The sequence below is a fragment of the Serratia sp. Res13-Sevr-LER1-36-b genome (genome assembly GCF_015673035.1).
Classification (GTDB): Bacteria; Pseudomonadota; Gammaproteobacteria; order Enterobacterales; family Enterobacteriaceae; genus Chania; species Chania fonticola_C.
The window spans coordinates 109823-135740 of record NZ_JADACK010000021.1; the positions used below are offsets into that span (position 1 = coordinate 109823).

General features: G+C 55.0%; 20 protein-coding genes and 4 tRNA genes. 4 read left to right on the forward strand and 20 right to left on the reverse strand.

Going from position 1 to position 25918, the window contains the following annotated elements; all coding sequences use genetic code 11:
• Window position 1: 1 nt before the first annotated feature.
• The gene (gene hemY, locus IMQ33_RS17330; RefSeq protein ID WP_024529529.1) at window positions 2–1195 is read left to right on the forward strand and encodes a protoheme IX biogenesis protein HemY; all 1194 of its coding nucleotides are present in this window, start codon (window positions 2–4) and stop codon (window positions 1193–1195) included.
• Window positions 1196–2750: 1555 nt separating this feature from the next.
• Here the strand turns inward: hemY and IMQ33_RS17335 are convergent.
• The 19 genes from IMQ33_RS17335 to trxA all read right to left on the reverse strand — a co-directional run bounded on the left by IMQ33_RS17335 (window position 2751) and on the right by trxA (window position 20494).
• Window positions 2751–2827 (reverse strand) — tRNA-Pro (locus tag IMQ33_RS17335).
• Between the two features lie 76 nt (window positions 2828–2903).
• Window positions 2904–2990: transfer RNA gene (locus IMQ33_RS17340), tRNA-Leu, on the reverse strand.
• A 47-nt stretch (window positions 2991–3037) separates the two neighbouring features.
• A tRNA-His gene (locus tag IMQ33_RS17345) sits at window positions 3038–3113 on the reverse strand.
• Window positions 3114–3183: 70 nt separating this feature from the next.
• Window positions 3184–3260, reverse strand: a tRNA-Arg gene (locus tag IMQ33_RS17350).
• Between the two features lie 135 nt (window positions 3261–3395).
• Complete coding sequence (locus IMQ33_RS17355; RefSeq protein WP_065684888.1) at window positions 3396–4799, reverse strand: amino acid permease; 1404 nt, start codon at window positions 4797–4799, stop codon at window positions 3396–3398.
• A 346-nt stretch (window positions 4800–5145) separates the two neighbouring features.
• Entirely contained in the window at window positions 5146–5886 is a 741-nt protein-coding gene (wecG, locus tag IMQ33_RS17360) for a lipopolysaccharide N-acetylmannosaminouronosyltransferase (RefSeq protein WP_065684889.1), read from the reverse strand.
• Window positions 5887–5894: 8 nt separating this feature from the next.
• Window positions 5895–7262, reverse strand: coding sequence for an ECA oligosaccharide polymerase (gene wzyE, locus IMQ33_RS17365; protein WP_024527809.1), 1368 nt, complete (start codon window positions 7260–7262; stop codon window positions 5895–5897).
• Window positions 7259–8344: a TDP-N-acetylfucosamine:lipid II N-acetylfucosaminyltransferase gene (locus IMQ33_RS17370; RefSeq protein ID WP_196062954.1), complete on the reverse strand. Its 1086-nt coding sequence runs from the start codon at window positions 8342–8344 to the stop codon at window positions 7259–7261. Before IMQ33_RS17370 ends, wzyE begins: the two co-directional genes overlap by 4 nt.
• Window positions 8341–9591 carry a lipid III flippase WzxE gene (gene wzxE, locus IMQ33_RS17375; protein WP_059199111.1) on the reverse strand — a complete coding sequence of 417 codons (1251 nt, stop codon included), beginning with the start codon at window positions 9589–9591 and terminating at the stop codon, window positions 8341–8343. The genes IMQ33_RS17370 and wzxE overlap by 4 nt, the downstream gene beginning before the upstream one ends.
• Before the next feature lies 1 nt (window position 9592).
• Window positions 9593–10723 carry a dTDP-4-amino-4,6-dideoxygalactose transaminase gene (gene rffA / locus IMQ33_RS17380; protein ID WP_024484180.1) on the reverse strand — a complete coding sequence of 377 codons (1131 nt, stop codon included), beginning with the start codon at window positions 10721–10723 and terminating at the stop codon, window positions 9593–9595.
• A complete protein-coding gene (rffC, locus tag IMQ33_RS17385) occupies window positions 10710–11429 on the reverse strand; it encodes a dTDP-4-amino-4,6-dideoxy-D-galactose acyltransferase (protein WP_065684893.1) in 720 nt (239 codons plus the stop codon). The genes rffA and rffC overlap by 14 nt, the downstream gene beginning before the upstream one ends.
• Window positions 11407–12288 carry a glucose-1-phosphate thymidylyltransferase RfbA gene (rfbA, locus tag IMQ33_RS17390; RefSeq protein ID WP_059199113.1) on the reverse strand — a complete coding sequence of 294 codons (882 nt, stop codon included), beginning with the start codon at window positions 12286–12288 and terminating at the stop codon, window positions 11407–11409. Before rfbA ends, rffC begins: the two co-directional genes overlap by 23 nt.
• 184 nt (window positions 12289–12472) lie before the next feature.
• Window positions 12473–13540, reverse strand: a complete 1068-nt coding sequence (gene rffG / locus IMQ33_RS17395) for a dTDP-glucose 4,6-dehydratase (protein WP_037434473.1) — start codon at window positions 13538–13540, stop codon at window positions 12473–12475.
• The gene (gene wecC, locus IMQ33_RS17400) at window positions 13537–14799 is read right to left on the reverse strand and encodes a UDP-N-acetyl-D-mannosamine dehydrogenase (RefSeq protein WP_196062955.1); all 1263 of its coding nucleotides are present in this window, start codon (window positions 14797–14799) and stop codon (window positions 13537–13539) included. Before wecC ends, rffG begins: the two co-directional genes overlap by 4 nt.
• Window positions 14796–15926, reverse strand: a complete 1131-nt coding sequence (gene wecB, locus IMQ33_RS17405) for a non-hydrolyzing UDP-N-acetylglucosamine 2-epimerase (protein ID WP_021181555.1) — start codon at window positions 15924–15926, stop codon at window positions 14796–14798. The genes wecC and wecB overlap by 4 nt, the downstream gene beginning before the upstream one ends.
• A gap of 86 nt (window positions 15927–16012) precedes the next feature.
• Window positions 16013–17065 (reverse strand): ECA polysaccharide chain length modulation protein, encoded by a 1053-nt coding sequence (gene wzzE / locus IMQ33_RS17410; protein WP_196062956.1) that lies wholly within the window; start codon window positions 17063–17065, stop codon window positions 16013–16015.
• Between the two features lie 20 nt (window positions 17066–17085).
• Entirely contained in the window at window positions 17086–18183 is a 1098-nt protein-coding gene (wecA, locus tag IMQ33_RS17415) for a UDP-N-acetylglucosamine--undecaprenyl-phosphate N-acetylglucosaminephosphotransferase (RefSeq protein ID WP_024484187.1), read from the reverse strand.
• A gap of 277 nt (window positions 18184–18460) precedes the next feature.
• Complete coding sequence (gene rho / locus IMQ33_RS17420; protein WP_021181558.1) at window positions 18461–19720, reverse strand: transcription termination factor Rho; 1260 nt, start codon at window positions 19718–19720, stop codon at window positions 18461–18463.
• A gap of 447 nt (window positions 19721–20167) precedes the next feature.
• Complete coding sequence (trxA, locus tag IMQ33_RS17425; protein WP_021181559.1) at window positions 20168–20494, reverse strand: thioredoxin TrxA; 327 nt, start codon at window positions 20492–20494, stop codon at window positions 20168–20170.
• Between the two features lie 131 nt (window positions 20495–20625).
• On the opposite strand from trxA, the gene rhlB reads away from it, so the two are divergent.
• Window positions 20626–21915 (forward strand): ATP-dependent RNA helicase RhlB, encoded by a 1290-nt coding sequence (gene rhlB / locus IMQ33_RS17430; protein ID WP_024484189.1) that lies wholly within the window; start codon window positions 20626–20628, stop codon window positions 21913–21915.
• 9 nt (window positions 21916–21924) lie between these two features.
• The gene (gene ppx, locus IMQ33_RS17435) at window positions 21925–23418 is read left to right on the forward strand and encodes an exopolyphosphatase (protein ID WP_065684894.1); all 1494 of its coding nucleotides are present in this window, start codon (window positions 21925–21927) and stop codon (window positions 23416–23418) included.
• Between the two features lie 78 nt (window positions 23419–23496).
• Here the strand turns inward: ppx and rep are convergent, their stop codons facing one another.
• Window positions 23497–25521 carry a DNA helicase Rep gene (rep, locus tag IMQ33_RS17440; protein WP_065684895.1) on the reverse strand — a complete coding sequence of 675 codons (2025 nt, stop codon included), beginning with the start codon at window positions 25519–25521 and terminating at the stop codon, window positions 23497–23499.
• A 114-nt stretch (window positions 25522–25635) separates the two neighbouring features.
• Here rep and ppiC point away from each other — a divergent pair, with 114 nt between their 5' ends.
• On the forward strand, window positions 25636–25917 hold the full coding sequence (ppiC, locus tag IMQ33_RS17445; RefSeq protein ID WP_021181563.1) for a peptidylprolyl isomerase PpiC: 282 nt from the start codon (window positions 25636–25638) through the stop codon (window positions 25915–25917).
• The last annotated feature ends 1 nt before the right edge of the window (window position 25918 follow it).

Sequence of the window (25918 nt, forward strand, 5' to 3'; positions counted from 1 at the left end):
CATGTTACGCGTGTTATTCCTGTTTCTGGTGCTGATTGCCAGCCTGGTGCTGGGGCCGATGCTGGCCGGGCACCAAGGCTATGTGCTGATCCAGACCGACAATTACAACGTCGAAACCAGCGTGACCGGTCTGGTGATTATGGCAGTACTGCTGTTCCTGGTGCTGTTTGTCATCGAATGGATCCTGCGCCGCGTCTTCCGCACTGGCGCGCGCACCCGTGGCTGGTTCCTTGGCCGCAAACGTAGCCGCGCCCGTAAGCAAACCAAAGAGGCGCTGATCAAACTGGCGGAAGGGGATTACAAGCAGGTAGAGAAACTGCTGACCCGCAATGCCGATCATGCCGAGCAACCGGTGGTGAACTACCTGCTGGCAGCGGAAGCTGCACAGCAACGTGGCGATGGCTTCCGCACCAACCAGTATCTGGAGCGTGCCGCCGAAGCTGCCGATACCGATCAGTTGCCGGTAGACATTACCCGCGTGCGTATTCAGTTGGCGCAGGGTGAAGCCCATGCGGCACGGCACGGCGTCGATCGCTTGCTGAACCAGGCACCACGTCATCCGGAAGTGCTGCGGTTGGCGGAGCAGGCTTATCTGCGCACCGGAGCTTATGCCTCACTGCTGGAAATTCTGCCTTCGATGAGCAAAATCAACCTGCACAGCGAAGAAGAGCTACAAGCTTTACAGCAGCAGGCCTATATCGGCCTGATGAATCAGGCCATGGCCGATGAAGGCAGTGAAGGGTTGAAGCGCTGGTGGAAAGATCAAAGCCGTAAAATTCGCCACGAAATCCCGCTACAGGTCGCGATGGTGGAACATCTTATTGAGTGTAATGACCATGAACTGGCACAAAGCATTGTGCTGGACGGTCTGAAGCGCCAATACGACGAGCGGTTGGTGTTGTTGATCCCACGTATCAAGTCTGGCAACCCGGAGCAGTTGGAGAAAGCGTTACGCCAACAGATCAAGCAGCATGGCGCGACGCCGTTGCTTAACAGCACACTGGGTCAGTTACTGATGAAGCACGGTGAATGGCAGCAAGCCAGTGATGCCTTCCATGCAGCACTGCAACAGCGGCCAGATGCCTATGACTACGCCTGGCTGGCAGATGCGTTGGATAAGCTGCACCGCAGCGACGAAGCCACACAGATGCGCCGTGAAGGGCTGATGTTAACGCTCAAGCAAAACGGCGAGTAACTTCCCCGGTTGGCTTGTCAGGGCTCAGCATGCCGTGCTGGGCCCTTTTTTTTGCCTGAAACTTTCCTTGGGGCAAAAAAAAACACTTGCCGCGAGACAAGTGTATAAAAGAAGCAATCAGGTCTAGGACAACTGGGGTGGTGCCTCACTCAACGTTTTGCCCGGAGTGTGATGAAGCCGTTGCAAGCAACCCTTTCATCGTTCAGGTGGGCAATAGGCACCCTAAAATCGGCTCTGCATCATTCCTGGGTTTATGAGGCCTAAGGCGAACATAAGAAGTGGAATGAGCATCTACGATAGAGATATTGCACTTGGCGTGCCAACTTTTGATTGCTGAGTGCCAACAGGCAAAAATTTAACTCATCATTTTGAATTTAAACGATTTAAAATTATCTCTATTAACCCTCTGATTTTTCCCTCCTGTTCGCTGCGATTTGCCCCTCTACGGATCCTGTCGCCTTAAAACGACGGGTTAATGAGAAGTCTTTTTTATTGATTAAAATCATCAGGTTAAATGTCTCAAACTGACGACAACAGGCATGCCCATAAAGGACAAAAGGAGACAGGTTGAAATTTCGTAGGGTTTGCCAAGATAAAACCGCTCGATAAAACGACTCACGTTAAAATAAAACGTTGGTTTAATATTTTTGTGAGATACATCACAAAATACTTGATCGATTTGGCGGCCGAGTGTAGCCTATTTGTGTGACATGAATCACACTACCAATGACTCTCTGGGGACTGCCACTATGAAACTGATCAACAAAATCATCAACGTTTTCAATAACGTAGACTTCTCATTCGGCACGATCAATCTCTGATTGCCGACGTAACGCCTGCCTGAAATAAAACGACTGTTATCTGGGGCAAGAACGGCATGATGCCGATATGCTCCAGAAGTCGTTGCGCTGTTTATCCTCCATTTTGCACCCTGCCATTTTTCCCGCGCTTATCTCTGCTTCCTTCTGATCATTCCCTTGTAAGGCCAGCTCTAAAGTCGTCTGTTTCCCCTCACCCCAACCCTCTCCCAAAGGGCGAGGGGGCTGCCCTGAGCCCTTGATTAGCTCGTGCGACTTCGGAAAGTGATGTAAGAAGGAGAAAGGCAAGGTATTACACAGAGAATCAACGAACTCGATCGTACCGCTTCGGAGAGTGATAAGTAAGAAGAAAGGTCGGGTGATACGCAGAGAAATCAACGAGCTCGATCGGTCCCCTCTCCCTGTGGGAGAGGGTTAGGGTGAGGGGCCAGCACGATATCTCAGGTATCGGACACCCACAATGTCACTCAATATAAAAAGCAAAAAAGCCGCTCATTACTGAAAGGGCTACACAAATTCCAGACGTAAAAAAGCCCGCTTAAAAAGCGGGCTTTCTTGAATGTGGTCGGCGAGAGAGGATTCACTCGTATCGTCCATGATACTCGCCCCTTCGGGGTATCGCTGACGCGATATGCAAATCTGTTCCCGACAGATTTGTCGACCTCCTTCGGAGGTTCTCATCCTCATAGACTTCAGACGTAAAAAAACCTGCTTAAAAAAGCAGGTTTCTTTGAAATTGGTCGGCGAGAGAGGATTCGAACCTCCGACCCACTGGTCCCAAACCAGTTGCGCTACCAAGCTGCGCTACTCGCCGATTTCTTGTTGCTGATACTACTGAACTTTCCAGCTTATGTCTATGTAAATATTAAATTTATCAGACATTTTGTGTGTGGTGCGAAGAGAGGGACTTGAACCCTCACGTCCGTAAGAACACTAACACCTGAAGCTAGCGCGTCTACCAATTCCGCCACCTTCGCACTGTCACAAAACAGCTTTCAATTCTTTTACTTTACCCTAGGTAAAGTGGGGTGGCTAATGGGGCTCGAACCCACGACAACTGGAATCACAATCCAGGGCTCTACCAACTGAGCTATAGCCACCATAACTACTTTATCTACTGCTTACTTCACGCGGTAATCATACCACCGCAGCTCCTGCGCACAAAATTAATGGCGCGCCCGACAGGATTCGAACCTGAGACCTCTGCCTCCGGAGGGCAGCGCTCTATCCAGCTGAGCTACGGGCGCGTAGCGCCGTTGCGGGTGGGGATACTACGGTTTTATGCCCATCCTGTCTAGTGCTTTTTCTCAGAAATGTTGAGTTCGCTGACCCTTTGCTCACTCTTGCAGCAGAAAGGGCCCGACAAGGCCCTTTTCGTAAGCTTAGCGCTGACTTTCTGTCCGCTTTTCAGGCTGATGATGGACTTTATGCATACCGAATACAAAGTAACACAGGCTCACCGCAGCCAGGAAAATCATCCCCACCACCAACGAAATCCGCGTATCCGGATTGATCCCCATGCCAACCAGCACACAAATCAGGAAAGCGATGGTCAGGTAGTTCATGTAAGGGAACATAAATGACTTGAAGCTGTGAGTCTTCATCGCTTCTTTATGGGCACGGCGGAAATAGATCTGGCTGATCAGCACCACGAACCACGGCATCATGCCCGGCAGCACGCTGGCGCTATAGACATAGACAAACACCTGCTGAGGATTGGGGATAACGTAGTTCAGCGCAGACCCCACCAACAGGCAAATGATGGTAACGGCAATACAGTTGACCGGTACGCCGCTGGCAGAAAGCCTGGTCAATGCCGCAGGCAGTTGGCGGTTCTTGGCCAGGGCATAGAGCATGCGGCCGCCGCTATACATGCCGCTGTTGCAGCCGGAGAGCGCGGCAGTCAACACCACAAAGTTGATGATACCTGCGGCGGCGACGATACCAATCTTGGCAAAGGTCAGCACAAACGGACTGCCTGCGGTGCCGATACCGTTCCACGGGAAGATGGTGACAATCACGAAGATGGCACCGACATAGAAAATCAGGATACGCCACAGGATGTTGTTGATCGCACGTTTGAGCGTCACCTGCGGGTTTTTGGCTTCCCCGGCGGTAATGCCGACCAGTTCAACCCCTTGGTAAGAAGCCACCACGATACACAGGGCAAACAGGAAGCCTTTCCAGCCACCGGCAAAGAAGCCGCCGTGAGCCGTCAGGTTGGCAAAGCCCGTCGGTTGCCCGCCGTTACCAAAGCCGAAGAAGATCACCCCCAAGCCCACCAGGATCATCACGATAATGGTGGTGACCTTGATCATGGCAAACCAGAACTCCAGCTCACCGTACAGGCGCACCGCCGCCAGGTTGGCTAACGCGACCATAGCGACCGCAATTAACGCAGGCAGCCACTGCGGTATCTCTGGGAACCAGAACTGCACATAGACGCCGATAGCCGTGATTTCCGATATCCCCACGGCAAGCCACATAAACCAGTAGCCCCAGGCGGTGAGATAGCCGAAAAAGGGGTTCATGTATTTGTGCGCATAGACAGCGAAAGAGCCCGCTACCGGCTCCAGGAACAGCATCTCCCCCATCGAACGCATGATGAAGAACACAAACAGGCCAGCGATGATATAGGCCAGCAGCACCGAAGGCCCTGCCCATTTCAACGTACTGGCTGACCCCATAAACAGACCCACGCCGATCGTGCCACCCAGGGCGATCAGCTCTATATGTCGCGCTTCTAACCCGCGATGTAAACCTTGTGGTTTTTCTTTGCTTGCCATACATCCTCAATCATATTTTTGATGCTGTTTTGCCTGCCGATCGGTGCCGGTCATTATTGTTTTAGACAAGTTGAGTGTAATTCATCCCCAGCCGGGCAAAACGGAACTTAAGGAGTCATCCGCACAATTTAATTGCGGGGAAGTGCCGCTGCAGCCTGGGGAAATTTTCGGGCGCTATGGTTTCGCATTTTGCCGCTATAAGCAAACAGCGAATTAAAACCTTATGGAATAAGTGACGAGGGAATGATTGACCGAGGTTATAGCTTTGACCACGTTATGCCCGATAGGGAGATTATTTGAGCAAAACAGACGCTGGAGCAACGGAGAGGCTGCTCCAGCCGAAGGATCACATCTTGCCGGTGTAGTAATAGCCGACGAACTTGAGTAGTCGAAGCTGGCGGCGAATACGGCTCGGCTGGCTGAGCAGGCGGTAGAGCCACTCCAGCCCCAGATTCTGCCACACCTTGGGCGCGCGCTTCACATGGCCGGTAAACACGTCATAGGTGCCGCCAACCCCCATATACAACGCCTGTGGATGCACCTTGCGGCAATCCCGCATCAGGATTTCCTGTTTGGGCGATCCCATCGCCACGGTCACGATAGCCGCGCCGCTGGCACGAATGCGTTCAAACAAGGCATCCCGCTGTTCCGGCTTGAAGTAGCCATCCTGGCTGCCTACCAGATTCACATTCCACTGGCTACGCAGCTTCTGCTCGGTCTCTGCCAGCACCGAAGGCTTGCCACCCACCAGAAACACCGGGGTGCCTTCCTGCCCGGCACGCTGCATCATGGCTTCCCACAGATCGGCCCCGGCCACGCGAGACACCTCCGCGCCAGGATACTTGCGGCGGATGGAGCGCACCATGCTGATGCCATCGGCATATTTGTACTCAGCCTCATCCAGCAAGGCATGCAGCGCCGGATCGGTTTCCGCATTGAGGATTTTCTCGGCGTTCATCGCCACCAGGGTGCCCTGCTTGACCCTGCCACCGTCGAACAGAAAATCCATACACTGCGCCATGTCGCGAAAGCCCCACAGGCTGAAACCACGCAGCTCATACTTGGGAACCGAAATGTTTGCTTCCATTGTCACTATTACCTTGGCACAAGGGAGTTGGCTACGGGAGCCAACGCGCGCTTGCGCATAATTCGAGTCTTGATAAGCCCGGCAGCATCAAACAGCCAGTACAGTAATTTTGCCAATACCAGGCAGGCACCAAAAATGATGCAGAAGAACACCACGCGTGAGACAAAGGAATCAACCCCCTCACGCGCCAGCACGATGATATTAAACACCGCACCAAAGCAGAACCCTTGCAAAATCGCCGCCTTAAAGCGGTTCTGTTCACTTTTGCCCAGCTCATACAGCCAGTCGAACCACTTGATGATCAGGCCCACCACAATGGCGCCCAGCGGGATAAACAGCACCCCACCCATCACCACCAGCGAACCAATCAGCGTCGGGGAAATCGCCAGCCCGGAATGGTTGTCCAGCACTTCCCAGGTAAAGTAGTTGGCGGTATTCAGCACCAGATCAGGCCGCCCCGGCCACAACCAGGCAGGGATAAAGACATAGAAATCACGCACGATCGGGGCCAGCCCCTGGAAATCGATCTTGTCGTAATTTTGCAGCAGCAGCCCCAGATTCTCCCACGGCGAGAAGGTATCACGCGTCAGATACAGGAAAGTGTAGAACGCTTCCGGGCCGCTGACATCCAGGCTATAGCGTTTTAACGCCAGCCAGAACATGCCGACAATGCCAAACACCCCGGCGGCTACCAGCATCCACAGCGAGATCCAGCCGCGCACAATGCCGATAAACAGGAATAGTGCGAACGCGATGATGATGTTGGCACGGGTACCGCCCACGATCACGTAGGTCAGAATGCCAAACGCCACCGTGGCCGCCAGGAAGAAGAACCAGGCACGCAGATCCTGCTTCAGGAAATAGACCACCAGCATCGCCGGGATGAAGAAGTAGAAGAAGCGCTTGAGCGCCACCCCTGACACATCGCTGGAGAAGATTTGGCTGTAGGAGTTGAGCTTGAACAGCAGGAAGCCGTTTTGCATAAAGAAGATGCCCACGGTGCCGATCGCCACCAGCGCCAGCAATATCCAGGTGATATGCGTCTCAACCCGGTTCATGGTGAACACCGGCTTATGCGGCTGACCAGTGCGTTTACGCAACCGCGTCTTGTAGCTGACGTAGTAAATCGCGTAGAAGGCGGTGGCGGAGAGAATGGCGTACAGCAGGAACTCTACCGGCACCACGGCCACGTCAAACTGGAACACCAGTAAGCAGGTCAGCGGGAAGCCAAAGTAAAACGTCAGCAGATAGAGCAGGGAAAAGAAGACGTTAAAGTTGAAGCGGACGCGCCGAAACTCCTGATAGGTCAGGGTGAGCACAAACAGCGCCCCGATCAGATAGACGACAAACAGCCCGCCAAACTGTGCCAGCGTCATGGGTTTTCCCCCGCCGCCAGCGCCAATGCCTGCTGCCAGCCATCCACGTAGTTCGGATTGAAAAAGGCGATGGATTGCTTATCCAGCGTTGCCAGCTGGCGCTGTGATTCGCGCACCACGGCTTCATCCAGCGAATCGCCATAGAACAGCACCGGCAGATGCTGCTCGGCCAGGTCCTGCCAGAATGGGTTCTTGCGGCTCAGGACAAAAGGCACGCCAAACTGGATCAACAGGCACAGCGTACCGATCCCCTGCTGGCGGTCGAAAATGAAGTAGCCGAGATCGCATTCACGCAGGATATTGAGATAATCGTCAAACGCCACCTGCTGGGTCAGCAATTGCAGGTTCTGCTCGGAGAACAGCTTCAGGCCCGCCGCACGCACCTGGGCAATATAGGCGTCGTTATTGGCCGGATAGCCCATCGGCAAAATCACCCGCACTTTGTCACCAAATTGCTGATGGATCGCCTGTAACGCCTCGATATGGCGGTTGGTGGTATCACCAGAGTTGCCCACCAGGATGGTCATCGGCCCGGCCAGGTTCTTTTCGACTTCGATGCCTGTCAACGCTGGGTCCATCCGCGTCGGGAAATACAGCAGCGAGGCCGGAACGCGCGCGTGCCGCTGCTGGTAGTGGATCAGGTCGCCTCGGGTAGCAAACACGTGGCCAATACGCCCTTGGGCAATGCGGCGCAGCACGTAGAACAGGCGATATTTCCAACTGGTGGCATTTTCATACAGATCGGCCCCCCAGATATGCCAGCTCACCTGGCGCGGCTTGATTTTGCCACTCAGCAAGGCCAGCCACAGCGCCGCGTTAAACTGGCCATGCAGGAACAGGCGGTTGTCACGGTTGGCCTTGGCACGGGCAATCACGGCCTCTGCGAGGCTCTTTTTGCCGGGGAAAGACTCGATGGTCAGTTTGGGAAAGTGGCCCAACGCGGCCACGTCTTTGGCTGCCACCATGAAGTGACACACTTGTTCTACGGGCAGGCGTTCGGCCAGCACGTCGTTAAAGAAGCGCAGCACCGTCTGATTATGATGCGGGATATCAGATCCCAGTACGTGGATTAGTATGGTCATACTCGTCTACGATAAAGAATAAATACGCAGCTACAGAGCGCAAAATACACGATGTAGGTTGCCATATAGGCCTGTGCTGCCCCTAATGCGCCGTGCAGTGGGATCAGCCAGTGCGAGAACAGCGTCAGCAAGGCAAACTGGCTGACCTCTGTCAGAATATAAAAACGTAACGACGCCTTGGCGATCACCAGGTAACCAAAGACGTAGGCCCCGACTTTCAGCACGTCCCCCACCAGTTGCCAGGCAAACAGATCGCGCATGGCAACGAATTTCTCTGAGAACAGCAGCCAGATGGCGAAGTCACGCAGCAGCCAGACGGTAAAGCTGGCAGCGGCGACCGCAGGCAGCACAAACTTCAGCGAGCGCACGATCTCCCGCGAAATAGCGCTTTTCTCTTGCAGGCGCGACAACGTTGGCAGCAGGTAAACGGTGAAAGAAGCGGTAATAAACTGCAGGTAGGCATCGGAGATACTGCTCACCCCTTGCCAGATCCCCACTTCGTCCCAGCCGTAATGCTCTGCCAGCAGGTTACGCATCATTACATAGGCGACCGGCAAGGTCACGGAGGTGATGAGCGCCATCAGGGTAAACTTACCGAGATGGCTGGCCAGCGCCTTATCCCAGGCCAGTGCCAGATAGCGCAGCGGCAGCGCCTTGCGCCGCCACAGCATGAAACCGGCAGGCAACACCACCAGGGCGGGAACCAGAGCCAGCCCGGCCAACGCGCCTTCATAGCCGCCCAGCTTAAAGCATAGCGTAAAGGCAACCACACCGATCAGGCTGCCAGCGATCACCGCCAGCGCGTTACCCATCGCATCGCGATAACCTTTGAGGATCGCCAGGAACAGGTTGGCGTAGGCAATCCCCATCTGGATAAACGCCACCGCCCGCACCACGTTCACATAGTCACCATGGCCAAACAGCCCACGGCTGATCGGCTCGGCAGCAAACAGGAACACTAGCGCCAGCAGGGTTGAGAAACCCAGCACGATGCTGGATGCGGTACCCACCGCCATCCGCAACCGCTGCGGATCCTGATGGTATTCCGCCACATACTTGGTGATACCGTTAAAAATCCCGGCACCCGACAGCACGCCCAGCACGGTGATCAACTGGCGGAAGTTACCCGCCTGCCCAACACCGCTGGGGCCGAAGGCCACCGCCAACATTTTTACCACCAGCAACCCCACGCCGATCTTGATCAGCGTGGAGCCAGCGGTCCAAATCGATGCTTTTGCCAGCGACATATCAGGCGAGGAAGCTCAGGATGGTATTGATCACCGTACGTTGATTGACGTCTGACATGTTAAAGAACAGCGGCAGACGCACCAGGCGCTCGCTCTCTTTGGTGGTGAAGCGGTCCTCGCCGGAGAAACGGCCAAACTTCTCACCCGCCGGGCAGGCGTGCAGCGGGATGTAATGGAACACCGACATGATTTCGGCTTCTTTCAGGTAGTCGATAAACGCGGTGCGATCCTGCACGTCTTTCAGCTTGATGTAGAACATATGGGCGTTATGCACGCAGTTGGCCGGTATGACCGGCAAGGCGATACGCCCCGCAGCCGCCAACGGTTTCAAGGCATCGTAATAGTTCTGCCACAGCTTCAGGCGGCGCTGGTTGATCGTCTCGGCGGCTTCCAGTTGCGCCCACAGATAAGCGGCTTGCAGATCTGACATCAGATAGCTGGAACCAATATCGCGCCAGGTATATTTGTCCACCTGACCACGGAAGAACTGGCTGCGGTTGGTGCCTTTTTCACGGATCACTTCGGCACGATCGATCAGAGCCGGGTCGTTAATCAGCGTCGCGCCACCTTCACCGCCAGCGGTGTAGTTTTTGGTCTCATGGAAGCTGAAGCAGCCGATATGGCCGATGGTGCCCAAGGCTTTGCCTTTATAGGTCGACATCACGCCCTGCGCAGCATCTTCTACCACCATCAGGTTGTACTTCTTCGCCAACGCCATGATGGTGTCCATTTCGCAGGCCACGCCAGCGTAATGCACCGGCACGATGGCACGGGTTTTATCGGTGATCGCCGCTTCAATCTTGGTTTCATCGATGTTCATGGTGTCTGGACGCAGATCGACAAACACCATCACCGCCCCGCGCAGCACAAAGGCGTTAGCGGTGGATACGAAGGTGTAGCTCGGCATGATCACTTCATCACCCGGCTGGATATCCAGCAGGATGGCGGCCATTTCCAGTGACGCGGTGCAAGACGGCGTCAGCAGCACTTTCGGGCAGCCGAAATGCTGTTCCATCCACTGCTGGCAGCGACGGGTAAAACCACCGTCACCACAGAGTTTGCCGCTGCTCATCGCGGCCTGCATATAATCGAGTTCCGTGCCAACAACCGGTGGAGCGTTAAATGGGATCATGTAAACCTCTATAGAACCAATACGCGGTGCTTTCTAGGGTGGCACCGTGCCGTTGATAGAGCCGTAACGCGGCAATATTACTTATCTGAGTCGCGATCCGCAGGCGCTGCAGCCGTTGCTGCTGGCACCAGGCGATCGCGGCAGTCATCAGCCGAGAACCGGTCCCTTTACCTTGTACACCTGGGAATGCCGCCAGCAGGCCGATACGCGCCTCTTGCTGGCCGATATCACGCAGGCTGACAAACCCTTCAGGCTCCCCATCGCTGCCCAGCACAAGCAGGCACTGATGGTCAAACGTCCCCAGCACCGCTTTTTCAATCCAGGTGGCGTAAAAACGCCCGCTGTCCTGCGGCTGATACCAAGGCGCGCGAAAACGGCTGGCGGCAAAAACCTTGGCCGCCACCGAACGCAACAGTGGAATATCTTCAGGCTGGGCGATGCGGATAGCCGGTAAATTCAATGCACAATCTGTGCCAATTGCCAGGGCAAAGTCCACTTCGCCCTCTACCAGCCGAAATCCCACGCCAGCCAAACCATCGGCCAAGTCCAGGCGCTGAGCCGGGATCTTGGCCTGAACCAGCGCAAACGCATCCAGTTCAGTTGCCGTCAGCGCGGGAGCCGCATCGTCAAAATGCAGTTTGGCGCTAGAGAGTTGGAAATACTCGCTTTCCCAACCCAAAGGCTCAATATTGGCGTGGACGGACATGCAGTAAATCCAGTAAGTATTTGCCATAGCCGGTTTTGGCTAACGCCTGCGCCGAGCGTCTTACGCCATCATCATCCAGCCAGCCGTTACGCCAGGCGATCTCTTCCAGACAGGCAATCTTGAACCCCTGGCGCTTCTCTACCGTCTGCACAAAGGTACTGGCTTCGATCAGGCTGTCGTGGGTGCCGGTATCGAGCCAGGCAAAACCACGCCCCAGCAGCTCGACGCTCAATTCGCCACGTTCCAGATACATCTGGTTGATGCTGGTGATCTCCAGCTCGCCACGTTCGGAAGGCTTCACCTGCTTGGCGAAATCCACCACCTGGTTGTCATAGAAATAAAGGCCGGTGACCGCCCAATTGGACTTTGGCTTCAGCGGCTTTTCTTCAATCGACAGCGCGCGGAAGTTATCGTCGAACTCCACTACGCCAAAGCGCTCTGGGTCCATGACCTGGTAACCAAATACCGTGGCACCTTTCAGACCCTGAACCACGCTTTTCAGTTTCGGGCTGAAGCCCTGGCCGAAGTAGATATTGTCGCCCAGCACCAGGCAGCACGGCTCACCGCCGATAAACTCTTCGCCAATCAGGAAGGCCTGCGCCAACCCGTCCGGGCTCGGTTGTTCGGCGTAGCTGAGGTTGATGCCAAACTCTTCACCGCTGCCCAGCAAACGGCGAAACGAGGGCAGATCTTCTGGCGTAGAGATAATCAGAATATCGCGGATCCCGGCCAGCATCAGCACCGAGAGCGGATAGTAAATCATCGGTTTATCGTAAATGGGCAGCAACTGCTTGGAGACGCCGCGGGTGATCGGGTGTAAACGCGTCCCCGAACCGCCGGCTAGAATAATACCTTTCATCGTCACTCCTGACTCACCTTCGTTACGCGAAAGTTCTTTTTGCCATACGTTAAGTAAACATACCCAATAGATTTCGAGCCACAGCCAGGCGGCAAGTACGTCAGTCCCCAGGAGCTTATACATAATAAGTGACTGGGGTTGACGTACGCAGCCAACAACGCTGTGGCCTGAAAGATGAAGGGTATTACTGGCTTAAGCCTAAACGTTCCCCGGCATAAGACCCGTCTTGCACTCGGCGCCACCAGGTTTCATTGTTCAGATACCAGGAAACCGTCTTGCGGATGCCGCTTTCAAAGGTTTCCTGTGGGCGCCAACCCAGTTCACGTTCAATTTTGCCCGCGTCGATGGCATAGCGCATATCGTGGCCAGGGCGATCTTTAACGTAGGTGATCAGATCGCGATATTTCGCCACGCCCTGCGGCTTGTTCGGTGCCAGCTCTTCCAGCAGATCGCAGATAGTCTGTACCACTTCGATATTTTTGCGTTCGTTGTGGCCACCGATGTTATAGGTTTCCCCAATCACACCTTCTGTCACCACCTGATATAACGCCCGCGCATGGTCTTCCACAAACAGCCAGTCACGCACCTGCGCCCCGTCGCCGTAGACCGGCAGCGGTTTGCCGGAGATGGCATTAAGGATCACCAGCGGCACCAGCTTCTCTGGGAAGTGGTAAGGGCCGTAGTTGTTGGAGCAGTTAGTCACGACGGTGGGGAAACCGTAGGTACGCAGCCAGGCGCGCACCAGGTGGTCGCTCGAGGCCTTGGAGGCGGAATACGGGCTGCTTGGCGCGTAAGGCGTAGTTTCGGTAAACAGATCGTCGGTGCCGTGCAGGTCGCCGTACACCTCATCGGTAGAGATATGATGGAAGCGGAAAGCCTGCTTTTTCTCTGCCGCCAGCGCCTGCCAATAATGACGGGCAGCCTCCAGCATGGTGTAAGTGCCCACTATGTTGGTTTCGATAAAGGCCGCCGGGCCGTCGATCGAGCGGTCAACGTGGCTTTCTGCCGCCAGGTGCATCACGAAATCCGGCTGGTACTGCGCAAATACGCGGTCCAGTGCGGCACGGTCACAGATATCTACCTGCTCGAAAGCATAGCGCTCGTTGTCCGCCACACCCGCCAGCGACTCCAGGTTACCGGCATAGGTGAGCTTATCAACCACCACCACGCTGTCGCGGGTACCCTCGATGATGTGTCTTACTACGGCAGAGCCGATAAATCCGGCCCCGCCAGTGACCAAAATACGTTTCAACGCCAAACTCCTTTGGTGTCCACGATCCAGGACTGCTTAATCTCTTCCAGCCTGATGGCCTTGAATTCTTTATGATCGACCAGCATCACGATCACATCCGCCTGCTGTAAGGCCTCAGGCAGTTTTTTCAGCGTAACGTGGCCCGCCAGTGACTTCGGCAATTGCTCAACGTTAGGCTCGACCGCCAGGGTTTCACCCACGTGCCAATCTGCAATCAGGTGAGCCACTTCAACCGCCGGGCTTTCACGCAGGTCGTCGATATTGGGTTTGAACGCCAAACCGAAGCAGGCAATTTTCACTTCAGAAGCGCGCTTGTTAGTGGCCGCCAGGCAATCTGCCACGGCTGCCTTGACTTGATCGACCACCCAGAGCGGTTTGCCGTCGTTAACCAGGCGCGCAGTATGGATCAGACGAGCCTGTTGCGGGTTCTGTGCCACGATGAACCAAGGATCAACGGCGATACAGTGCCCGCCCACGCCTGGGCCAGGTTGCAGAATGTTGACGCGCGGGTGGCGGTTGGCCAGGCGGATCAGTTCCCACACGTTAATGCCTTGCTCGGCACAGATCAGCGAAAGCTCGTTGGCAAACGCGATGTTAACGTCGCGGAAGCTGTTTTCCGTCAGTTTGCACATCTCGGCGGTGCGCGAGTTGGTGATCACACACTCACCTTCGAGGAAAATCTTGTACAGCGCGCTGGCGCGCTCGGAGCATTTTGGCGTCATCCCGCCAATCACGCGGTCGTTCTGGATCAGCTCAACCATTACCTGCCCAGGCAGCACGCGCTCAGGGCAGTAGGCAATGTTCACGTCGGCCTGCTCACCGGCATCCTGCGGGAAACTCAGATCGCTACGCGCCTCTGCCAGCCACAGAGCCATCTGCTCGGTAGCGCCCACCGGTGAAGTAGACTCCAGGATCACCAGGTCGCCTTTTTTCAGTACCGGTGCCAATGACTTGGCGGCGGCTTCAACATAGGCCAGATCGGGTTCGTGATCCCCTTTGAACGGCGTGGGTACGGCGATCAGGAACGCATCGGCCGCCAGCGGTTTAGTCACCGCCTGCAGGTAACCGCCTTCTACCGCTTCTTTTACCACGCGATCCAAATCAGGTTCGACGATGTGGATGGCACCGCGGTTAATGGTATCTACCGCGTGCTGGTTAACATCTACGCCCACCACTTTTTTCTTGCGGGAAGCAAACGCCGCCGCCGTTGGCAAACCGATATAACCCAGGCCAATAACTGAAATAGTGTTAAAACTCATAGTGTCACCTGATGATTCTTTAAAGCTTCGAGGATACGTTGGCAGGCATGCCCGTCACCGTACGGGTTATGCGCCCGGCTCATGGCGTGGTATTCGCCTTCGTCTGTCAATAACCGGGTTACCGCATCAACAATTTTAGCTACATCCGTTCCCACCAGCTGTACCGTGCCGGCATCTACCGCTTCTGGCCGCTCGGTGGTATCACGCATCACCAACACCGGTTTACCCAGCGATGGCGCCTCTTCCTGAATGCCGCCTGAGTCGGTCAGGATCAGATAAGATCGCGTCATCAGATAGACAAACGGCAGGTAATCCTGCGGATCGATCAGAATGATGTTATCGATCCCCTTCAAAATACGGTTGACCGGCTCGCTGACGTTCGGATTGAGGTGCACTGGATACACCACCTGCACATCAGGATGCTGAAGAGCAATCTCGGCCAAGGCGCTACAGATGCGCTCGAACCCACCGCCGAAGCTTTCGCGGCGGTGCCCAGTCACCAGGATCAGCTTTTTGTTGGCATCCAGGAAAGGATAACGCTGGTCAAGGCTGCTGCGTAGCTCTGGGTTGTGCATGATGCGGTCGCGCACCCACAGCAATGCATCGATCACGGTGTTGCCCGTGACGAAAATATGGTCGTCCCGCAGCGATTCACGTAACAGGTTCTGCCGTGAATTTTCGGTTGGCGAGAAGTGATACATCGCCAAATGCCCCGTCAACTTGCGGTTGGCCTCTTCAGGCCACGGAGAATAGAGATTACCGGTACGCAGGCCCGCTTCCACATGCCCCACCGGGATACGCTGATAAAACGCCGCCAGGCTGGTCGCCATGGTGGTCGTCGTGTCACCGTGAACCAACACCACGTCCGGCTTGAAGTCCTCCAGTACGCCTTTGATCCCTTCCAGAATGCGGCAGGTGATTTCACTCAGCCCCTGGCCCGGTTTCATAATATTCAGGTCGTAATCCGGTACGATTTCAAACAAACGCAGTACCTGATCCAGCATCTCGCGATGCTGTGCCGTAACGCAGACTCTTGACTCAAAGGCATCATCCTGAGCCAGAGCATGTACCAGAGGTGCCATTTTGATGGCTTCCGGTCTGGTGCCAAAAACAGTCAACACTTTCACAGCGAATCTCTTTTGGTCGGTGAAGTGCAGGCGAACCTGCAAAGTTGGGCACTCAGTGCCCAACAGCGAAATTATTATATTATTGATTAACTACGTGGCCGGCGTACCAAGGCAACGCCCGCACCAATCAGGCCACCGATTGCGCCCCACATAATCAGCCAGAATACCCGGCGTGGGCTATCACGTTTCACCGGCTCTTCCGGCGTACGTAAATAGCGGTAGGTCTGGAATTTGGCATCTAACGTCGGGCCGACGTTCAAAGTTGCCAGCATGGCCCGATTCTGATCGTAACTCACATCGTAAGCCGGGCCGGAAGCCTGTAAACCTTCCAGGCGTGCCTGCAGCATGGGTTTGCCCAACAGGAACAGATCGGAGTCTGGCAGCTGTTCGGCTGGCGTATCGGTCTGCGTACGGCTAATCCCCTGCTGCTCGGCGATTTTCAGCGCCTGCTGCACGGTCTTGAGCTCACGCTGATACATCGCATCGGCTACCGCTTCCTGGCGTTTGACCTGTGCACTCATCGAGGTGGTACGCGCCGCCCAGGCTCCCTGGATCTCTTCATTCAGATGCTGCGCCGCACGGTGGCTGGCAAAGGCAACATACTGACGCAACAGATGGTTGGAGTCTGGCGCGGTCTCGGCGGTGAGTTTCACGCTGTCATTCAGCACTTTTTTGTCGTCGCGCGGCGTGAACTGAATATTGTTAATCAGATCATCAAGCAACGCCGCATCGGCACGGGCATCCCCTTCCTGGCGCTGTTTGTAGTAATCGCTTTGCAGCCAGAAATCACGGCGCGTGTCATAAGCGGCCAACTGCATGATAAATTCATTATAGGCTTCATCGGCGATGCTTGGCTGATCGCTGGCAACCGCAGGCAGCGTGCGCTGATCCAGGTTACGCAGGAACTGCTGCTGAGAGTAATATCCCCCCAGCGCATTCACCGTTGGCTTATCGGTGATCGCCGTGGCGCTCCACTCCTGTTTCACCAGGTAGGAAACGATCAGCGCGACGGCAGCAAACAACACCGCGAAACCGATAATCCATTTTTTGCCGCGCCACAGGGTGCAGCATAAACCGCGGATATCGAGTTCGTTATCGACCACCGGGGTATTCTTGTCAGACGTTGTTTCAGGATTCATCACTGCCCTAAAGCCTCAGGTTAAGGTACTTGCTTATTGTTCGTTGCATTCCGCAGGCGGCGCTTGAGACGTTTGATATAGCGCGCAACCCGCCATGCACGTTTAATGCAATAGCCATACAAGAAGAATGCAAGCAAGAATAATGCCAACATAACCCATTCAGGTATGAAAGTCAGACGTTCGCCTATCACGCCAACCGCCGCCAACAGCGCTGCGGCCAAGGTGATGAGCACAAAAGCCTGACGAGGCGTAAAGCCCGCTCGCATAATCAAATGGTGGATGTGTTGACGGTCTGGCGAGAACGGGCTCATGCCCTTACGCAGACGGCGATACATGATGGCAATCATATCCATCAGCGGGATGGCGATAATCCACAGCGCGGTGACCGGTTTGATCGGATGGTTTGGCCCTTGCGAGCTTTGCACCAGCAGCCAGATGGCGGTAAAACCGATCAGCGTACTGCCGGCGTCACCCATAAAGACCTTATAGCGACGGCCAAGGATGCCGAGGTTGAGCAGAATATAGGGAACAATGGCCGCCAGCATGGCGAAACACCAGAAGGCAAGCTCGCTATGGCCGCCTTGATACAGCAGGATCCCCATTGCGCCGAACGACACGCAGGAGAGACCGCCGAGCAGGCCGTCGATACCGTCGACCATGTTAAAGGCGTTAATCGCCGCCCAAACGGCAAACAGCGTCACCAAATAGCCAAACGGCCCCAACTGCATTTCCCAGCCACCAAACACATAGCCGAGGCTGCGCAGATAAAGGCCAGCAAACACCATCATGGCGATACCGACCAGTGCCTGAATGGTGGCGCGGATCTTGACGCTAATATCGAAGCGATCGTCCAGCGCCCCGACGAATACCAGGACACCGGCGCAGGTGAGATAGAGTTTGCTGTGCGCAATCGTCTGGTCGGTGATCAGGAAGGCAAAGCAGATGCCAGCGTAAACAGAAATCCCACCCACCAGCGGGATCAGCCCCTGATGACGTTTGCGATAATTAGGCTTATCAACCAAACCAATAGGTTTTGCTGCCTTGCGAGCAACAAATAAAAAAGCCAGAGAAAACAGAAAAACAAAAAGAATTTCAGTACTCATGGTGAGTAAGTTCACGGTTAACAAATCTCTGAAGAAGATGAGGCAGCTTAACATGGGTAAAAAACCGCGCCACATGACCAAGCGACCTTTCAGTCATTTCCTATGACATAGACACTTATCAATGCCCAAAACGTGTCTTGCTTCAACGCATTAACGCAAAAACGGGCGCAAATAAGATAAGTTCTCAATAAGTCACAAGAATAACTTACTTTCCTTTACTGTTACTTATCGTATCCGCCAAAAGCAAAAAACGCCACGACTAGGCGTGGCGTTCCTCGAATATTTTACTTATTTATGAGCGTTTCATCATGTCGAAGAATTCATCGTTGGTTTTGGTCATCGCCAACTTGTTAATGAGGAACTCCATCGCGTCGATCTCGCCCATTGGGTGAATGATCTTGCGCAGGATCCACATCTTCTGCAGTTCTTCAGAGGTGGTGAGCAACTCTTCTTTACGCGTACCGGAACGGTTGTAATCGATAGCAGGGAACACGCGCTTCTCGGCGATTTTACGCGCCAGATGCAGTTCCATGTTACCCGTACCTTTAAACTCTTCGTAGATCACTTCGTCCATCTTCGAACCGGTATCGACCAGTGCGGTAGCGATGATGGTCAGGCTGCCGCCTTCCTCAACGTTACGAGCCGCACCGAAGAAACGCTTCGGACGATGCAGGGCGTTCGCATCCACACCACCGGTCAGCACTTTGCCTGAGGCAGGTACTACGGTGTTGTAGGCACGCGCCAGACGGGTGATGGAGTCCAGCAGGATGATCACGTCTTTTTTGTGTTCGACCAGGCGCTTGGCTTTCTCGATCACCATTTCGGCAACCTGTACGTGGCGGGATGCGGGTTCGTCAAAGGTAGAAGCGATGACTTCGCCTTTTACCAGACGTTGCATCTCGGTCACTTCTTCCGGACGTTCGTCGATCAGCAACACCATCAGCACGCAGTCTGGATGGTTGTATGCGATGCTCTGCGCAATGTTTTGCAGCAGCATGGTTTTACCGGCTTTCGGCGGTGCCACAATCAGGCCACGCTGGCCACGACCGATTGGCGCTGCCAGATCCAGTACGCGAGCCGTCAGATCTTCGGTAGAGCCGTTGCCGCGCTCCATACGCAAACGTGAGTTGGCGTGCAGCGGCGTCAGGTTTTCGAACAGGATCTTGTTACGGGCGTTTTCCGGTTTGTCGTAGTTGACTTCGTTAACTTTCAACAGGGCAAAATAGCGCTCGCCTTCTTTTGGCGGACGAATCTTACCGGAAATGGTGTCACCTGTGCGGAGGTTGAAGCGGCGGATTTGGCTGGGAGAAACGTAGATATCGTCGGGGCCTGCGAGGTAGGAACTGTCTCCGGAACGGAGGAAACCAAATCCATCCTGCAATATCTCCAGCACGCCATCACCGAAGATATCTTCTCCGCTTTTCGCATGTTGCTTGAGTATAGAGAAGATAATGTCCTGTTTGCGCAGGCGGGCCAGGTTTTCCAGCCCCATATTTTCGCCGAGAGTAATCAGCTCAGAAACCGGCGTATTCTTTAATTCGGTAAGATTCATAGTGGGGGTTCTTAAACTCGGGGTGTGTCTCGAACTAGTATCGTGAATGGTATGGCAGCGTGTTATACCCATAACCTTTCAAGCTACAACGTGAAATTCATAGGGTATGCGTGCCTGTTACTGGACGTTCGATCGCCGGGCTGCTGGGCCGCCGCAGTAAGAAATGGCTTAGCTGGGGCGCACACGCTGACGGTTTAAGATCGAAGGTGCCTTAAAACTGATTTTTTTGTAAAACCGCTTGATCGTCAAAACACGGGCTAGGTTCACAGTAAAATGCTAGTGCCGATGGTTCAACGTAGAGTAATGCTTAGATTCAGACTCTTTAGATTTAATACTTATGGCAAGTTCAGAATGCAGTATGGTTAAACTTAACACGCTTCTTGGCAGGCGTCTAGCGGTGAATGAAAATCCCCCTCCAGACGCCCGTCACGGGGCTTCCCGCCCTAATTACAGATTCGCGTCCAGGAACTCTTTGAGCTGGCCCTTGGACAGCGCGCCGACCTTGGTCGCTGCCACTTCACCGTTCTTGAACAACAACAGCGTCGGGATACCGCGGATGCCGTATTTAGGCGCGGTAAGCGGGTTTTGATCGATGTTCAGTTTGGTAATGGTCAACTTGCCGGCGAACTCTTCGGCAATCTCGTCGAGGATCGGAGCAATCATCTTGCACGGACCACACCATTCAGCCCAGAAATCGACCAGGATTGGCCCTTCGGCTTTCAGCACATCGGAATCGAAGCTGTCGTCAGTCAGGTGAATAATTTTATCGCTCATGTTCTACTCCACAGGATTAGGTCTACCTTGTTGGTGTAGCATCAAACCAACTCAGGTGATTTTATTTCACCGCTTTTATTTCAACGGATATGCTTTCGTAAAGCAATAGTTAGCTGATATTCTACCACACTATGAGCAAAACACACTTGACCGAACAGAAGTTTTCCGACTTCGCCCTGCACCCGTTAGTCCTTGAAGCCCTTGAGAAAAAAGGGTTTCACAACTGCACGCCCATCCAGGCGTTAGCATTGCCGCTCACCCTCAGTGGGCGCGACGTTGCAGGTCAGGCGCAAACCGGTACCGGAAAGACGCTGGCATTTTTAGCGTCTACTTTTCACTATTTGCTGTCCCACCCGGCGAAAGAAGGTCGCCAGACCAACCAGCCGCGCGCCTTGATCATGGCGCCTACGCGTGAACTGGCGGTGCAGATCCATTCCGATGCAGAAGCTCTGTCGCAGTCTACCGGGTTGAAGCTTGGCCTGGCCTACGGCGGCGATGGCTATGACAAACAGCTGAAAGTGCTGGAAAGCGGCGTAGATATTCTGGTGGGGACCACCGGCCGTTTAATCGACTACGCCAAACAAAACTATATCGATCTGGGTGCGATCCAGGTTGTGGTGCTCGATGAAGCCGACCGCATGTACGATCTGGGCTTTATCAAAGATATCCGCTGGCTGTTCCGCCGCATGCCTGCGGTCGATCAACGCCTGAACATGCTGTTCTCTGCCACCCTGTCCTATCGCGTACGCGAACTGGCCTTTGAGCAGATGAACAATGCCGAATATGTGGAAGTTGAACCGGAACAGAAAACTGGCCACCGCATTCAGGAAGAGCTGTTCTACCCTTCCAACGAAGAAAAAATGCGCCTGCTGCAGACGCTGATCGAGGAAGAGTGGCCGGATCGCTGCATCATCTTCGCCAACACCAAGCACCGCTGTGAGGACATCTGGGGCCATCTGGCTGCGGACGGTCACCGCGTAGGCTTGCTGACCGGCGACGTGGCGCAGAAAAAACGCCTGCGTATTCTGGACGACTTCACCAAGGGTAACCTGGATATCCTGGTCGCCACCGATGTCGCCGCACGCGGCCTGCATATCCCGTTGGTGACTCACGTCTTCAACTACGATCTGCCGGACGACTGCGAAGACTACGTGCACCGCATTGGCCGTACTGGCCGCGCGGGCGAAAGCGGTCACTCCATCAGCCTGGCCTGTGAAGAGTACGCGCTTAACCTGCCAGCCATCGAGACTTATACCGGCCACAGCATTCCTGTGAGCAAGTACAACAGCGATGCGCTGCTGAGCGATCTGCCAGCACCGAAGCGCCTTGTGCGCCCACGTGGCAACAACGGCCCACGCCGTAACTCTTCCGCGCCACGTCGTGGTGGTGCGCCACGTAACAACCGTAAACGTTCAGGCTAATAGACAACTATGCCAGGTTCCAGCACCCTCTATGCCGCCATCGATCTGGGTTCCAACAGTTTCCATATGTTGGTGGTACGTGAGGTGGCTGGCAGTATCCAGACGCTGGCTCGCATCAAGCGCAAAGTGCGCCTGGCGGCCGGGCTGGATCAGCACAATCACCTGTCACAGGAAGCCATGCAGCGTGGCTGGCAATGTTTGCGGCTGTTCTCAGAACGCTTGCAGGATATCCCGCGCGATCAAATTCGGGTCGTCGCCACCGCAACGCTGCGCCTGGCCAATAACGCGGCCGAATTCCTGCAAACCGCCGAAACTATCCTTGGCTGCCCCGTTCAGGTCATCAGCGGCGAAGAAGAAGCCCGCCTGATTTACCACGGCGTTGCCCACACCACAGGCGGCCCGGATCGGCGTCTGGTGGTCGATATCGGGGGTGGCAGCACGGAGTTGGTCGTAGGTACAGGGGCGCAGGCCGCGCAGCTGTACAGCCTTTCGATGGGCTGTGTCACCTGGCTCGAACGCTTCTTCAGCGATCGCAATCTGGAGCGGGATAACTTCGAAGCCGCCGAACAGGCCGCGCGTGAAATGGTGCGGCCGATCGCCCCACAACTTCGTCAACATGGCTGGCAGATTTGCGTCGGCGCCTCCGGTACCGTGCAAGCGCTACAGGAAATCATGGTGGCGCAGGGGATGGACGAACGTATTACCCTGCCCAAGCTGCGGCAGTTGAAACAACGCGCCATTCAGTGTGGCAAGCTGGAAGAGCTGGAAATCGAAGGCCTGACGCTGGAACGTGCCTTGGTGTTCCCAAGCGGCCTGTCGATACTGCTGGCCATTTTCCAGGAGTTAGGCATCGAAAGCATGACGCTGGCCGGTGGCGCTCTGCGCGAAGGGCTGGTGTATGGCATGCTGCATCTGCCAGTCGAGCAGGATATCCGCAGCCGCACGTTACGTAACCTGCAACGCCGTTACCTGCTGGATATCGAGCAGGCCGAACGCGTCAGCCAGTTGGCCGCGAACTTCTGTTTGCAGACCACCAACGAATGGCAATTGGATACGCGATGTCGTGAGCTTCTGCATGCGGCCTGCCTGATCCACGAAATCGGCCTGAGCGTCGATTTCAAACAGGCTCCTCAACACGCCGCCTATCTGGTCAGTCATCTAGATTTACCCGGCTTTACCCCAGCACAGAAAAAACTGTTAGCCACCCTGCTGCAAAACCAAAGCAATGCCCTCGATCTGGCGCTGCTGAGCCAACAAAACGCCGTGCCGCCCCGCGTGGCACAGCGCATGTGTCGTCTGTTACGTCTGGCCATCATCTTTGCCAGCCGCCGCCGTGACGATACCCTTCCCGCAGTACGCCTGCGTGCAAACGATGAAGAGTTGCATGTGATTTTGCCGCACGGCTGGTTAGAGCGACATCCGCTGCGCGCAGAGGCGTTGGATCAGGAAAGCCACTGGCAGAGCTATGCTCACTGGCCACTGTTTTTGGAAGAGCAGTCTTAAAAGGGCACACGCAGCGCCCCTGTGTAGGAAGCCAGTGCAGGCTTTTGTTAGCGGTCTGAGACGCCTTCGCAACTAGTCTCAGCTACCGCCTTTGGCCTTGGCCAACATCGCCTTCACGCTGGCCAAATGGCTCTGGCCTTTCTCCATCCGCTCCTGCGGGCTGACCACCTTACGTTCCGACTCCCAGGCCAGATCGTCCTGCGGCAGTTCCAACAGGAAACGGCTGGGTTCCGGCCGCACCAGCTCACCGTATTGGCGACGTTCGCGACACAGGGTGAAAATCAGCTCTTTCTGGGCTCGAGTGATCCCCACATAGGCCAAACGCCGCTCTTCATCGACATTATCCTCGTCAATGCTGCTCTGATGCGGCAATAACCCCTCTTCCATCCCCACCAGGAACACATAGGGGAACTCCAGCCCCTTGGAAGCATGCAGAGTCATCAGTTGTACCTGATCCAACTCTTCGTCACTTTCGCCGCGCTCCATCATGTCACGCAACGTAAAGCGCGTGACCACCTGGGTCAGCGTCATCGGTTCGTCCAGATCGTTGCCTTCCAGCATCTCGGTCATCCAGCCAAACAGCGTGTTGACGTTTTTCATGCGCATTTCGGCCGCTTTCGGGCTGGGCGAGGTTTCAAACAGCCAGCTTTCATAGTCGATGCCGCGGATCAGATCGCGCACCGCTGCCACCGGTTCACGCTCCACCATCTGGATGATACCTTCCATCCAGTGGGTGAAACGCTGTAAAGACTCCAGCCCCCGTCCGGTCAGATACTGGCCCAGGCCAAGATCGAAGCTGGCGCTGAACAGGCTCTTGTTACGCTGATTGGCCCACTCCCCCAATTTTTGCAGCGTCGCCGGGCCGATTTCCCGCTTCGGCGTATTGACGATACGCAGGAAGGCGCTGTCGTCATCCTGGTTGGTCAAAACCCGCAGATAGGCCAGCAAATCCTTGATTTCCGGGCGCGAGAAGAACGACGTGCCGCCAGAAATCTTGTACGGAATGCGGTTCTGCATCAGCATTTTTTCAAACAGCCGCGACTGGTGGTTTCCGCGATAGAGGATCGCATAGTCGCCGTAGTTGGTTTTCTTCACAAAGTGATGGGCGATCAGTTCCCCCACCACCCGCTCGGCCTCGTGATCTTCATTGTTGGCCGTGACCACCTTCAACTCTTCGCCGTAGCCCAGTTCGGAGAACAGGCGTTTTTCAAAGACGTGCGGGTTGTTGGCAATCAGGATATTGGCGGCCTTCAAAATACGTTCGCTGGAACGGTAGTTCTGCTCCAGCTTGATCACCTGTAACGCCGGGAAATCTTCCTTTAGCAGTACCAGGTTCTGCGGACGTGCTCCACGCCAGGAGTAGATCGACTGATCGTCATCCCCCACTACGGTAAAGCGTGCGCGGTTACCCACCAGCAGTTTCACCAGTTCGTACTGGCTGGTGTTGGTGTCCTGATATTCATCCACCAGCAGGTAGCGGATACGGTTCTGCCAGCGCTCACGCACCTCCTCATTACGCTGTAGCAACAAGGTGGGCAGCAGGATCAGATCGTCAAAATCCAGGACGTTACAGGCCCTCATGTGGTCGTGATACAGCCCGTAGCAATGGGCGAACAGTTTGTCCCGCTCGGAGCGCGCCAGCCCCATTGCCCGTTGTGGATCCACCAGATCGTTCTTCCAGTTGGAAATGGTCGAGATCAGCTGTGCCACCAGAGTCTTGTCGTTTTCCAGCCACTTCTCGGTCAGTTCCTTCAACAACGCCAGTTGGTCTTGATCGTCAAACAGCGAGAAGTTGGACTTCATCCCCAACGCGGCGTATTCGCGTTTGATCACTTCCAGCCCCAGCGTATGGAAGGTGGAGATCATCAGGCCACGTGACTCTTTGCGCCCCATGGTTTGCGCCACACGCTCTTTCATCTCACGCGCCGCTTTGTTGGTGAAGGTTACGGCGGCAATATGCCGGGCCTGATAGCCACATTGGTGGATCAGGTGGGCGATTTTATTGGTGATCACACGCGTTTTGCCGGAACCGGCACCGGCCAGCACCAGGCAAGGCCCGGTAACGAATTCGACGGCTTGTTGTTGGCTGGGGTTTAATCGCATGGCGCTTTATTGCTCAATATTGGTGTGCTGGGGAGAAGGATTGTAGCAGAAAGCGCCACTCAGATTTAACAGGTATAATGGCGGCAAATTCTACACGACTAATTGGAAATCAAGATGGCAAAGACCGCTAGTGCCCTGCACATTCTGGTGGATAACGAAACACTGGCCAACGAGCTGTTGGCCAAACTCAAGCGCGGCGTCAGCTTTGATACGCTGGCGCGCAAATACTCGAGCTGCCCGTCCAAACGCAACGGCGGCTCCCTGGGTGAGTTCAACAAGGGGACTATGGTCGCTGCCTTCGATAAGGCGGTGTTCAGCATCCCGTTGCTCAAGCCCTATGGCCCGGTGAAAACCCAGTTCGGCTATCACATCATCAAGGTACTGTATCGCAACTAGG

Bases quoted from the DNA above. Each gene is read 5' to 3' on its own strand.
- hemY (WP_024529529.1), top strand. From the start codon at position 2: ATGTTACGCGTGTTATTCCTGTTTCTGGTGCTGATTGCCAGCCTGGTG.
- IMQ33_RS17355 (WP_065684888.1), bottom strand. From the start codon at position 4,799: ATGGCAAGCAAAGAAAAACCACAAGGTTTACATCGCGGGTTAGAAGCG.
- wecG (WP_065684889.1), bottom strand. From the start codon at position 5,886: ATGGAAGCAAACATTTCGGTTCCCAAGTATGAGCTGCGTGGTTTCAGC.
- wzyE (WP_024527809.1), bottom strand. From the start codon at position 7,262: ATGACGCTGGCACAGTTTGGCGGGCTGTTTGTCGTCTATCTGATCGGG.
- IMQ33_RS17370 (WP_196062954.1), bottom strand. From the start codon at position 8,344: ATGACCATACTAATCCACGTACTGGGATCTGATATCCCGCATCATAAT.
- wzxE (WP_059199111.1), bottom strand. From the start codon at position 9,591: ATGTCGCTGGCAAAAGCATCGATTTGGACCGCTGGCTCCACGCTGATC.
- rffA (WP_024484180.1), bottom strand. From the start codon at position 10,723: ATGATCCCATTTAACGCTCCACCGGTTGTTGGCACGGAACTCGATTAT.
- rffC (WP_065684893.1), bottom strand. From the start codon at position 11,429: ATGTCCGTCCACGCCAATATTGAGCCTTTGGGTTGGGAAAGCGAGTAT.
- rfbA (WP_059199113.1), bottom strand. From the start codon at position 12,288: ATGAAAGGTATTATTCTAGCCGGCGGTTCGGGGACGCGTTTACACCCG.
- wecC (WP_196062955.1), bottom strand. From the start codon at position 14,799: ATGAGTTTTAACACTATTTCAGTTATTGGCCTGGGTTATATCGGTTTG.
- wzzE (WP_196062956.1), bottom strand. From the start codon at position 17,065: ATGAATCCTGAAACAACGTCTGACAAGAATACCCCGGTGGTCGATAAC.
- rho (WP_021181558.1), bottom strand. From the start codon at position 19,720: ATGAATCTTACCGAATTAAAGAATACGCCGGTTTCTGAGCTGATTACT.
- trxA (WP_021181559.1), bottom strand. From the start codon at position 20,494: ATGAGCGATAAAATTATTCACCTGACTGACGACAGCTTCGATTCCGAT.
- rhlB (WP_024484189.1), top strand. From the start codon at position 20,626: ATGAGCAAAACACACTTGACCGAACAGAAGTTTTCCGACTTCGCCCTG.
- ppx (WP_065684894.1), top strand. From the start codon at position 21,925: ATGCCAGGTTCCAGCACCCTCTATGCCGCCATCGATCTGGGTTCCAAC.
- rep (WP_065684895.1), bottom strand. From the start codon at position 25,521: ATGCGATTAAACCCCAGCCAACAACAAGCCGTCGAATTCGTTACCGGG.
- ppiC (WP_021181563.1), top strand. From the start codon at position 25,636: ATGGCAAAGACCGCTAGTGCCCTGCACATTCTGGTGGATAACGAAACA.